13 protein-coding genes and 1 pseudogene are annotated in these 11,126 nt (G+C 61.4%); 3 read left to right on the top strand and 11 right to left on the bottom strand.

What is annotated here, in order from left to right:
- Positions 1-82 precede the first annotated feature (82 nt).
- Positions 83-916 (top strand): oxidoreductase, encoded by an 834-nt coding sequence (locus M0954_RS18490; protein WP_297354788.1) that lies wholly within the window; start codon positions 83-85, stop codon positions 914-916.
- A 6-nt stretch (positions 917-922) separates the two neighbouring features.
- On the opposite strand, the gene M0954_RS18495 is transcribed toward M0954_RS18490, so the two are convergent.
- Genes M0954_RS18495 through M0954_RS18525 form a run of 7 tightly spaced genes read right to left on the bottom strand, consistent with a single transcriptional unit; the run spans position 923 to position 6,753 of the window.
- Positions 923-2,107 carry a serine hydrolase gene (locus M0954_RS18495; protein WP_133891305.1) on the bottom strand — a complete coding sequence of 395 codons (1,185 nt, stop codon included), beginning with the start codon at positions 2,105-2,107 and terminating at the stop codon, positions 923-925.
- A 46-nt stretch (positions 2,108-2,153) separates the two neighbouring features.
- On the bottom strand, positions 2,154-2,882 hold the full coding sequence (gene glnQ, locus M0954_RS18500) for a glutamine ABC transporter ATP-binding protein GlnQ (RefSeq protein ID WP_297354789.1): 729 nt from the start codon (positions 2,880-2,882) through the stop codon (positions 2,154-2,156).
- Positions 2,879-3,535, bottom strand: coding sequence for a glutamine ABC transporter permease GlnP (gene glnP, locus M0954_RS18505; protein WP_122154189.1), 657 nt, complete (start codon positions 3,533-3,535; stop codon positions 2,879-2,881). The genes glnQ and glnP overlap by 4 nt, the downstream gene beginning before the upstream one ends.
- Positions 3,532-4,284 (bottom strand): transporter substrate-binding domain-containing protein, encoded by a 753-nt coding sequence (locus M0954_RS18510; RefSeq protein WP_297354790.1) that lies wholly within the window; start codon positions 4,282-4,284, stop codon positions 3,532-3,534. The genes glnP and M0954_RS18510 overlap by 4 nt, the downstream gene beginning before the upstream one ends.
- Before the next feature lie 40 nt (positions 4,285-4,324).
- On the bottom strand, positions 4,325-4,882 hold the full coding sequence (locus M0954_RS18515; protein WP_297354791.1) for a RidA family protein: 558 nt from the start codon (positions 4,880-4,882) through the stop codon (positions 4,325-4,327).
- Complete coding sequence (locus tag M0954_RS18520) at positions 4,879-5,829, bottom strand: PhzF family phenazine biosynthesis protein (RefSeq protein WP_367279525.1); 951 nt, start codon at positions 5,827-5,829, stop codon at positions 4,879-4,881. Before M0954_RS18520 ends, M0954_RS18515 begins: the two co-directional genes overlap by 4 nt.
- A 48-nt stretch (positions 5,830-5,877) precedes the next feature.
- On the bottom strand, positions 5,878-6,753 hold the full coding sequence (locus M0954_RS18525) for a helix-turn-helix domain-containing protein (protein WP_297354793.1): 876 nt from the start codon (positions 6,751-6,753) through the stop codon (positions 5,878-5,880).
- Positions 6,754-7,108: 355 nt separating this feature from the next.
- Here M0954_RS18525 and M0954_RS18530 point away from each other — a divergent pair, with 355 nt between their 5' ends.
- Positions 7,109-7,306: a hypothetical protein gene (locus M0954_RS18530; protein WP_122154194.1), complete on the top strand. Its 198-nt coding sequence runs from the start codon at positions 7,109-7,111 to the stop codon at positions 7,304-7,306.
- Between the two features lie 209 nt (positions 7,307-7,515).
- Positions 7,516-8,151: a 2OG-Fe(II) oxygenase gene (locus tag M0954_RS18535; RefSeq protein WP_122154195.1), complete on the top strand. Its 636-nt coding sequence runs from the start codon at positions 7,516-7,518 to the stop codon at positions 8,149-8,151.
- A gap of 59 nt (positions 8,152-8,210) precedes the next feature.
- Here M0954_RS18535 and M0954_RS18540 read toward each other — a convergent pair whose 3' ends face one another.
- The 4 genes and pseudogenes from M0954_RS18540 to M0954_RS18555 all read right to left on the bottom strand — a co-directional run.
- Entirely contained in the window at positions 8,211-9,443 is a 1,233-nt protein-coding gene (locus M0954_RS18540; protein WP_297354796.1) for an FAD-binding oxidoreductase, read from the bottom strand.
- Positions 9,444-9,470: 27 nt separating this feature from the next.
- A pseudogene (locus M0954_RS18545) lies at positions 9,471-9,560 on the bottom strand (RidA family protein); the annotation flags it as partial.
- 342 nt (positions 9,561-9,902) lie between these two features.
- A complete protein-coding gene (locus tag M0954_RS18550; RefSeq protein WP_297354794.1) occupies positions 9,903-10,829 on the bottom strand; it encodes a threonine/serine dehydratase in 927 nt (308 codons plus the stop codon).
- The coding region (locus M0954_RS18555; RefSeq protein ID WP_297354795.1) for a nitrilase-related carbon-nitrogen hydrolase at positions 10,826-11,126 on the bottom strand (301 nt) is incomplete at its 5' end. The genes M0954_RS18555 and M0954_RS18550, both read right to left, overlap by 4 nt.

An 11,126-nucleotide genomic window follows, 5' to 3' on the forward strand; every position in this document is an offset into this window, starting at 1 on the left:
TAAAAATAGCGGAATCTGGCTTAGATAGCTTCTCCGTTCAGACTAGTATGCACTCTCCAGACAACATCCGGGAGAAGCTTCAATGGCATCCAGCAAAATTCTGCTCATCACTGGCGTCAGCAGTGGCTTTGGCCGTGCGCTCGCACAAGAGGCACTGGCGGCGGGCCACAAGGTCGTCGGTACTGTGAGAAGTGCGCAGGCGAAGCTTGATTTCGAGTATCTGTCTGCGGGCGCGGCTTTTGGACGTGTACTTGACGTGACCGACTGCGACGCCATCAACGGCATCGTGGCGGAAATCGAGGCGACCGTCGGACCCGTGGACGTTCTGGTCAACAATGCCGGCTATGGGCACGAAGGCGTCATGGAAGAATCGCCGTTGTCCGAGATGCGCAGACAGTTCGAGGTGAATGTGTTCGGCGCGGTTGCCATGATAAAAGCCGTGCTGCCCTCGATGCGTGAGCGCAGACGTGGCCACATTCTGAATATCACGTCGATGGGCGGGTATATCACCATGCCAGGGATTACTTACTACTGCGGAAGCAAATTCGCGTTGGAGGGCATCTCCGAGGCGCTTGGCAAGGAGGTCAAGCCTTTCGGCATCTCCGTGACAGCCGTCGCGCCAGGCTCGTTTCGCACCGACTGGGCGGGTCGCTCGATGACACGAACGCCCCGTTCGATTGCGGATTACGACCGGGTCTTCGACCCCATCCGCAAAGCGCGTGAGGAGAAGAGCGGCAAGCAATTGGGCGATCCGCAAAAGGCGGCACGCGCGATGCTCGCCGCAATCGCCGCGGATTGCCCTCCCACGCATCTTCTGCTCGGTAGCGATGCGCTCGGGCTCGTGAGGGACAAATTGTTCGCGTTGGAGAGCGAGATCCGGGAATGGGAGGCGGTGACGGTGTCGACTGACGGCTGAACTACCTCACGTCATCGCCGCAATCGCTTCGAACAATGCGAGATTCAGGAGCTTGAGTTCGTCGCTGGTCGGATCGGGTTGCGACGAGAATTTGGCGATCACCGTCTCGCGTCGCGGATCGACATAGAGCCACTGGCCATGAATGCCGATCGCAAAGCATGCTCCGCTGACGTTGCCGACCTGATACCACTTGTTGCGGTACTTGCCGTTCGGCAGCCAGCTTGAGAACTTTCCTTGTCGCCATGCCTCTGCGCTGCCGCCCGTGAGCGTATCGGTCATCCAGTCCGCCGGTATCAGCCTGCGGCCGTCGATCATACCGCCGAGACGCACCAGTTCGCCAATCCTCGCCAGATCGCGCACGGTCATGCATAAGCCGCCGCCTGAGCGTGCCGTGCCGGCGATGTCGACCGTGACGCAACCGTCCTGCCGTAACCCCAGCGGTTGCCAGAGACGGGTGGCCGCGAAGTCGGCGTAGCGCTGGCCCGAGGCGCGCTCGATCACGAGCCCGAGCACATCGGAGTTGGGCGAGCAGTAATGGAACGGGCCACCATGCTCGCCCGCACCTTTGGTCAGGGAGGCGAGCAGGTCGATCACCGTCTCCGGCGGCTCGCCTTCGCGGCGCGGGTCCAGCAGGCCAGCCCGCCGATAGCGTGCGTAGATGCCGTTCGAATCGAGATAGTCCTCGTTGAACGCGAGGCTGGTTCGCATATCCAGAACGTGCCTGACGCTGGCGTCGCCGAAGGCCGAGCGCACGAGTTCCGGCACGTATTGCGTCACAGGCGCGTCAGGGTCCAGCAGACCGTCGCCGACCAGCATGCCGGCGAGCAGCCCCGCGACTGACTTGCTGGCCGAGAAAAGAATATGGCGGCTTTGCAGCGTAAAGTTCGGCGCATGAAAATCGGCGACGAAACGTCCGGCTCGCATCACCGTGATGGCATCGGTCGAGGTCCGCCGCAGGATCGACGCGACCGTGCGTCGTTCGCCGTGGACCACGAGTTCGTGTTCGCTCAGCGCGTCGGCACTGACCTTGGGTTCTTCGGCAAGACCCGGCGTGGCGGGAATTCGCGCTGTCGGGATGATTTCGTGGACATGACGAAAGGCCCAGACATTCCATGGTGCTTCGCGCCAGTTGTCGTGCCGGACACTGTCCCGGCGAAAGCCGTAATCGTTTTCAAAGTGCGACGGGATCATTTTGACTACAGACTCCTATGGCGTGCGAGCGTGAAGTGCAAGGCCATCAATGAACATGTTGAAGAAACTCGCGGAAACGCTCTCCGGGCGGCGTCGACAGCATCTCCACGGGATTGCCATCGTGCACTACGCGGCCGCCTTCCATGAAGAGCAGGCGCGAGCCCACGCGCTGCGCAAAGCCCATCTCATGCGTAACGACGACCATGGTCATGCCCTCGCCGGCGAGCGTCTGCATGACCTTGAGGACCTCCTGGCGCAATTCCGGATCGAGTGCCGAAGTGGGTTCATCGAATAGCATCAGCTTTGGCCGCACGGCGAGCGCCCGCGCGATCGCCACGCGCTGCTGCTGACCGCCTGAAAGTTGCGACGGATAGTGATGCATGCGTTCCGAAAGCCCCACTTTGTGCAGCAGCGCGCCGGCGATCTCGCGCGCTTCGGCCCTGGTTTGACGGCGCGCCCGGATCGGGCCGAACATGACGTTCTGCATCGCCGTCAGGTTCGGAAACAGATTGAACTGCTGGAACACCATGCCCGCTTCGAGCCTGATGCGCCTGACGTCGCGTGCGGAGCCCAGCACGCTGATGTTGTCGACCAGCAGGTTGCCGGAGCTGATGGTTTCCAGTCCGTTGATGCAACGGAGCATAGTCGATTTGCCGGAGCCGGAAGGCCCGACGATAACGGCAACCTCTCCGTCCTCGATCGTGAGATCAAGTGGCTGCAGAACGACATGAGGGCCGAATCGTTTAGAGGCTTGCTGAAATTCGATCATGCTCATGGCAAACGTACTCTCCGTTCGAGCACTCGCAGACCCAGCGCAAGCAGGCTGATCACGAGCAGATAGATGATCGCCACCGCAGTCCAGATTTCCACCGCCCGAAAGTTCTCGGCCATGATTTCCTGTCCCCGGCGGGTCAGTTCTCCGACGCCGATGACGAGAAAGATCGAGGTGTCCTTGACCAGGTTGACGAACTGGTTTCCCATCGCCGGTAGTGCGCGCCTGAAGGCGATGGGTGTGATGACATGCGCCAGCACGGTATGAAAGCGAAGGCCCATCGCGAGGCCCGCCTCGCGCAATCCACCTGGAACACCGTCGAGCGCGCCCCGGATGATTTCCGCGTTATACGCGCCGGAATTGACGATCAAGGTGATGATGGCGGCGCTGGTTGCGCTAATGCGTATATCCATCATGATCGGCAGCGCGAAGTAGACGAACATCACCTGAACCACGATAGGCGTGCCGCGGATCAAGGCAACATAGACCTGCGCCGGCAACGCTGCGAGCCGGCTGCCGTAAGTCAGTGTCACGCCTGCCAGAACACCGAGCACGATGCCTCCGACCAACCCGGCTAGAGCGATCAGGAGCGTGAGCCGAAGACCCAGCAAGAGGTCCGGCAGTGCGGCAACGACAGCCGCCCAGTCAAAGCTCATGACGACGCCTCGCCGAACCATTTCTGGTTGAGCGCCTGAAGCCGGCCGTCGGCCTTCATGGCGGCGAGCTGAAGGTTGACCGCCGCGACCAGCGGGCTGCCCTTCTGGAAGCCCATGCCCACATCGAGTCCCTCCAGGGGCGGCAGAATCACTCTGACCTTGTTCTTCCCGGCGGTGTTGGCGTAGTACATCAACAGGGGCTTATCGTAGACGACCGCATCGGTGCGGCCGGCTTCCAGCGCCAGCAGCGCATTGTTGATACTCGGCAATTGCTCGAGCGTAGCGTCTTTGTAGTGATCCTTGACGTAGCCGACCGCGACCGTACCCGTTTCGGTGCCGATGTGTTTGCCGTCGAGATCGGCCGGGGTGTGGATGGTGGCGTTGTCGATACGCGTCAGCGCAATCAGGCCGCTTTTATAGTACGGCGTGGAAAAGTCGATAACCTGCTGGCGCTCGGGTTTGATAAAAAGCTGCGAGACGATCACGTCCAGGTTGTGCGTCTGAAGTGCCGGGATCAGTGCGCCGAACTCCATGGGTTGGAGGCGCCATTTACGGTTCATGCCCTTGGCGACTTCGCTCCAGACCTCGACGTCAAAGCCGGAGTAACTGTCGCCCTGCTTGAACGCGAACGGCGGCGCGCCCACGTTGGAGCCGATCACCAGTTCGGCGTCCGCCGCCTGGATGGAGCGGGACAACAGGATGGCGGGGCCGGCCGCAAGGCCGAGTTGCAGCAGTTGACGACGATTCATGGTGTTCTCCGAGGTAAATGATCGTGGCGGGTCTGCCGGTTTAGCGGCGATCCCGCGTCTTGTTGTGGCGTGCGTTGGTGTGTTGTGGCCCGACTTCGTTGGGGTTGCCGACGCGTTCCTGCGCGTGAACGGCGCCGTGCGCGAGTGCGACAGTGAGTTCGATTTCAAGGAGGCCGCCGCCCGGCAGGCCGGCGACGCCGAGTGCCGACCTCGCGTGCCGGCCGTTTTCGCCGAAGATTTCATGCAGCAGCGAAGAGGCTTCATCCATCACCTGGCTGTGGTTCACGAAGTCAGGCACGGCATTGACGAAGCCACGCAGGTACAGAATGCGTTCGACCGCCGTCGAGGACGGCAGCGCTACTGCAAGAGCGCTCAGCGCGAGCAGCACGCAGGTCCGCGCCGCATGACGGATCAGGTCGGGCGGGGTGGTGTGATCGACTGGCCCGGCGATGATCTCGCCGCCAACTCGGCTGACCTGGCCGCTGATGTAGGCGATGCCGTCGTGGATCACCACGCCCACATAGGCGCCCCGCGGCGATGGCGGGGGCGGCAGCGTCATGCCCAGTTGCGCCAGCCGGTCCGCGATAACAGTCGTCATGACGTCCCCACGGCGCGCGTCTCAAATCGGACCGGTCCGCCGAGCCAGCAGCCGTCCGGGCGGCCGGACGCGAGACCGTCCTCGAAACTGAAGCGCACCGAGATTTGCGACGGGCGATTCATCGCGCGTCCCTGGCGGATCGTGATGGTCCGCGTGGATGCCTCTACCAGGCCATTGGCGAGCAGACCGAACGACAACGCGGAGGCAGCGATTCCGGTTGCCGCGTCTTCCGGATAGCCAGAGGCGCGCGGAAACTGCCGGGCATCAAAGATTTGCCCGCTGGCGTCGAAGCTCGCGTAGGGGTAGAGGCCGGTGGAGCCGATCCGCTCGCACAGCGCCTCGATTTTCTCGAAGCGCGGCCGAAGCGCGTCGAGGTCACCGGGGCTGGCAAGTGGAATCAGCGTCTTGACGCGGCTGGTGCAGGCGTTCTGGATCGGCAGCGGCGCAAGTTGCGCCTCGGTGATGTCGAGCGCGTCGAGGATCTCGTCGCGGCTGAGTTGCGCCTGCGGCAATGGCTCGATCTGCCCCATGGGTTGGGAGATTTCGACCGCGGCGCCTTCGGCCGTGTAATCCGTGATGCGGACCCCGATCTGGCCGCTGCGGGTCTGGACAGTTAGCCGGTCACGTTGCAAGTGCCCGGTTTGATGGAGCAGCCAGACTGCGCCGACCGTGGCGTGGCCGCACATCGACATTTCATGATTCGGGACCCAGAAGCGAAACTCGTAGTCGCAGCTGGAGCCGGGTGGCGCTGGCAGGACGAAGCCGCTTTCGTGGCCGTAGCGCTGCGCCACCTCCTGCATTTCCGTGTCGGACATGCCGGCTGCGTTGACCACGATAGGCGCCGGGTTGCCGCCGCCGGGACCAGCGGCGAACACGCTGACGAGTTGGACCTGATGACGTGAAGACATGAAGGCGTGAGCCCCGCTGACCGGGGGATGGGTTTCCATCCGGTCAATTTACGGGGATCGACGCCAGGCCGCGCGTTCGAACGGGCCTTACCTTTTGACCGAACGGGCCATCCTCGCGCGCAGATCGGAAGGCGAATGGTCGCCGATGCGGCGCATCGCGCGCGCGAGGGCCGCGCCGCTTTCAAAGCCGACGCGGAACGCCACTTCGCCGATCGGCAGGTCCGTGTCGGTGAGCAGCCGACAGGCGTTTTCGTACCGCTTGCGCTGCTGGAACTCGCCGATCGAGAGTCCGGTACGTTCGCGGAACAGACGCGTAATGTGCCGGCGGGAGATGCCGAAGCGCTCTTCGAGCGCGTCGAGCGGAATATCCTGGTCCGCATGGCGGGCCACGAAGGCTTCGAGGTCGGCCACCAGTGCCATGCCATGCTCGCGCGGCGAGGTCCCCGGCTCCGTTTTTCCCGAGATGACTTCGCCGATGCACTGCATCAGCAACGCCGCCGACAGGGCCTGGCGCGTGGCCGCGCCGCCATAGGCCCCCATGTCGTTGCGCAACGACAATTCCTGCAACGTACGAATCGCGGCGGTCCGGCGTACGAGGATGGGAGTGCGCGTGCGACGCCGGAATTCGCCAAGCGAGCCGACTCCGGTATCGAGCTTGCGCAATGCGTCACCGGTTACGTAGACGGCAACGTGCGTGTGAGTGGCGCATCCGGCGCGGGTCTGATGGGCCTGCCCCTGGGGTACGACTGCGAAGCGATCCTGCGACAGCCAGGTGCCTGCGCGGCGGTCTTCGTGGCAAAGCTCGACGGCGCCGTGACTCGGCAGGATGAACATCAGGCAGTCGTGCCAATGCCATGGCATCGCGTAGGTGCCGCTGCCGGTGAGCGTTGCGTGTCCGTCATCGGCGGCTACCAGCAGGGCCTTGTTGGCTGGCTGACAGAGCTGGGTGAACGTTCGTAGCATGGCGGTACTCCATGCGATTCAGAAGAGTGTTGTACCTCGATCGGCCTGCGTTTGAAGCGTGTTGCGCAGCGCGGAGTCGCGAGGGACCGGCCCAGCGTCTATGGGATATCGAGAAGGATAACAGGGCAAAAATGCCGCCGGGTGCAAGGCGCGCCCCGGTGGGTTTTGACAGTTGATGTCAATGCCTTCAAAAACTTACTGCCGGTCACTTTAATGTAAGATTAATGTTCCATATTGTTTCAGCGTATTCGTGAATACGCTGACTGTCCGTAAGGGCTTCGAGAAGGTCAAGTGGCCACCTCGACGATCGGGCGGCAATAGCTTCTTTGTTGTTTGTTCCTTACTGGAGGTTTGCGTGAATTTCAGTCCTGTGGCAAGCACCGTGGTCACACCTGCCTATCAACGGATGACGGCGTCAATCCAGCGGACGGCGGCGTCGAATTCGAATCTCGTTCAAACGGTCGGGCACGTCGCTAGCGAAGTGTCAGGCGTCGCAGCGACAGTCGCGCCGGTAGTCGGTCTACTGGGCGGCATCATCGATATTTTTGCCTGACCGCTGCGCAGTCGGCTCAAACATCTATAGATGTGGAAGCTGCCGTAGCACCCGCGTTACCTCGAAGCGAGGAGTGTAGCGTGCCCCCGATCACGGTAACGCCAGAAGCTGGTGATACCATCCTGCCTCAGGTTAAAGCCCACCTCGCTCATATCCTTCGGACGGCAGTTCGAATTTCCAACCAGCACCGTCGTCCGAAGGAACAGGCATTGAACCGCACACACTCGTCGGCGCATTCCGATGCGTCCGGAGACGAAGGGCATCGGCGAATCCTGGATGCCCTTCATGATCACGGCTGGTCGGAACAGGACAACTTTCTTTCGCCGGAGTTGACGCTCTCGCTCGCGCTAGAATGTGCAGCGCTTGCGGCGGCCGGGACGCTCGCATTGGCGCAGATCAGCCAGGGCGCGGCGCGTTCGCTCCAGCCCAATGTGCGCGGAGACCGGATTCACTGGCTTGAAGCGGGGCAATCCGAAGCCTGCGACAGCTATCTCGCGATCATGGAAACGCTGCGCATCGCGCTGAATCGCGGGCTCTTTCTGGGACTCGAAGAATACGAAAGCCATTTTGCGTTCTACGCGCCGGGCGACTCGTATCTGCAGCACCGCGATCAATTTCGCCACGACGACAGCCGCACGGTGTCGGTGGTCGTCTATCTGAACGCAGACTGGCTGCCTGAGCATGGCGGTGAATTGCGACTGCATCCAGAGGGCCTGGGCATATGGGACATCTCGCCGGTTGGCAGCCGCATCGCCGTGTTTCTATCCGCCGATATGCTGCACGAAGTATTGCCCGCGACGCGAGACCGCCTGTCGCTTACCGGATGGTTCAGACGTCGTACGTAATGGCGTTGGCCTTCATGCGTGCGCCTAACCGGTAGATTTCGCAGCAGGGTACGACAATTCTAAAAACGATCCACCCTGAACGGCCGGGGATCCACAAGCGTCTCCTCGCCGGTCATCATCTCGGCGATTAACCGGCCAGTCACAGGACCGAGCGTCAGCCCGTGGTGTCCGTGACCAAACGCGAACCACAAATTCTTATGATTTCCTGCCGGTCCGATGATCGGCATCATGTCGGGCGTGCACGGGCGTCGACCCATCCACGGTTCGGCGTCCAGACGCCCGGCCAGCGGGAACAGCCTGCGCGCAGCGGGCTCGACGGCATCGAGCTGGTCAGGTGTCTTCGGCGCATCGTTTCGCGCGATTTCGACGCCGGTCGTCAGTCGGATACCTTTTGCCATCGGCACCAGCATGTAACCGCCTTCGACATCGAGGACCGGATGATTCAGCCGCGTTCCAGGCTGCGAACCGTAGTGCATGTGATATCCGCGCTTGGTGCCGAGCGGCAGGCGATAGCCCAGTCTTGAACTCACCAGGTCCGACCAGGGGCCCAACGCCACCACCGCCGCCGCCGCCGCGATCGTGCCCGCGTTCGTGTCGACCTGCCAATGATCGCGCAATGTATTGGCGTCGCCAAGGAAAAAACGTCCGCCGAGCTGTTCGAAGTACTTAGCGTAGGCCGTGACCAGTGCATTCGGATCGCTCACGGAATCGGACGCGGTGTAGCGCAATGCACCAATCAGGCTGCGGTCAAGATCGGGCTCTATCTGTTGCAGACGCTTCGCGTCGAGCGACTCGAACGCCACGCCGTATTCCCGATACCACTGTCCGGCGAGGCGCGTTTCACTGTCACGGGCCGCTTCGGTGCGGAACACCTTCACCCAGCCAGTCGGGCGCAATAACCCGCTCGCGCGGGCCTCGGCAGCCAGCGCCCGGTGCTCGCTCACACAATGGGCGATCAACGTCGAATAGGACCTGGCGATCGCCGCGTGCGTCATCGGATGCGAATTGCGCCAGTAACGCCACAGAAACGGCGAGGCCTTGAGGAGCGCATTAGCGTGGTATCGGAGGTCAGGCGACCGGTTGCGAGCGTATCGCATCAACGTGCCGAGTTCGCGTGGAAACGCATAGGGATACACGCCTTCACGCTGGATCAGCCCTGCATTGCCAAACGATGTCTCGTTGCCGGGCAGCTTGCGATCGACCAGTGCAACCTGGTAGCCACGTTTCTGAAGATGAACGGCGACGCACACCCCGATAATGCCTGCGCCAAGCACGACGGTATCGAATTTCATTGTGCTCATGAGCGGACCGTCCGGCGATCAGGCCGACAGCGCAGTCACTGCGATTTCGACATCGCAGCCAGCCTTGATCAGCAGAGCGTGTACGCAAGCGCGGGTAGGTGCGTGTCCCGTCGTTTGCAGACGTTTGATTTCATTCGACATGGATTCAGACCGCGGATATGCCGGCGCCGCTCGCGCCGGACAGGTATGGTGGAATCATCGGACACGCACGCAGCGCCGACCACGTTCAATCACAAACCGGTCGGCGACCAACATTTCGTTTGCGTCCGCGCTTAACTTTCCCGAATATGGGAATTTACCTTTTCTGTATATGATAACTCGCGCTTAGACAGACGAACCGTTGGGCTTTGACGCGGGGGCAGGGTTCCTTTAACTCCAGGTTCCAAAACGCGCTGACGATCCAGACGGCCGTCGGGCAAATCGCTAAAGCCAATGTCGTCTGGATGCGCCTTATGCGAACGACGCTGGGTCAGCGTTGCCTCCGCAGATCACTACGGCTATTTTCTCGCCGGGCGAGCGGACATAAGCGCCCGAAACCAGAGCCGCGAAAGCAGTTGCACCTCCGGGCTCCGAGACGATCCTGAGCTTTTCCCATAGAACCATTTGCGCATCGCGAATCTGCTCATCCGATACCAGCACGGAGTCGCTCACGGCCGGAAGAAGAACGGAAAAAGGCACGTCACCGATACGCCTGCACCCGAGAGAATCCGCGGCAATGCCCCCTGTCTCGACGTCGACCGGCAGGCGAGCCCGCAACGCGCGGTTTAACGTCGGGCATTTCGTCGGTTCGACAGCGACGATCTTTACGCGCCCGGAAAACCACGCTGCGATACCACCAATAAATCCTCCGCCGCCCACTGAAACCAGCACTGTGTCGATGTCCGGCAACTGCGCGTCGAGTTCGATCGCAATTGTGCCTTGTCCTGCTACCGTAGCGGCATGGTCGAACGCATGCACGTTCAGTGCTCCCGATTCGGCGGCCCGAACTTCGCTAGCCGCGAGTGCTTCAACATAGGTATTTCCTGCGACAACGATCTGCGCGCCGAGATCCGTCAGCATCTTGCGTTTGAGCTCGGTTGCAAGGCTCGGTACATAGATCTCCGCGCGAGCGCCGAGTTTTTGTGCTGCGTATGCGACGGCAATACCATGGTTCCCACCAGACGCCGTGATAACGCCCGAAGGAGGAATAGTCTCACCGAGCAGACGATTAAAAGCACCGCGTGGCTTGAACGAGCCGGTGACCTGAAGAGATTCGAGCTTCAGAAAAGTGTCGCCTGGCACATCGAACCAACTGGATTCCAGCCGGATAACGGGCGTGGTGCGAATGTATGGGGCGATACGCTGTGCGGCCGCCCGGATATCTTCCTTTGTGATCATTTAAGCGGATCCTCGTAGAGGGTTTCATGTTGACGCGTCGAAGGGATAACAGTCACCGGCACCTGACGACGCTCGTCAACCGTCAGGCGAAACACGTCTGGGCGGCTGTAATGGCCCGTTACGTCAAAATCAAATTTGCCGCGCGCAATATTTCGCAGATCTATTTCTGCTGTGAGAATGGTTTCTTCACCGAACGCGGGACCTGCAAGGATTCGTCCAAACGGATCGATGATGCAGCTACCCCCAGCCTGAACCACCGCTTCGGGATCGTCTCCGAACAGACTTGCGTAAGTGTCA

It is taken from the genome of Paraburkholderia sp., assembly GCF_026225065.1.
Classification (GTDB): Bacteria; Pseudomonadota; Gammaproteobacteria; order Burkholderiales; family Burkholderiaceae; genus Paraburkholderia.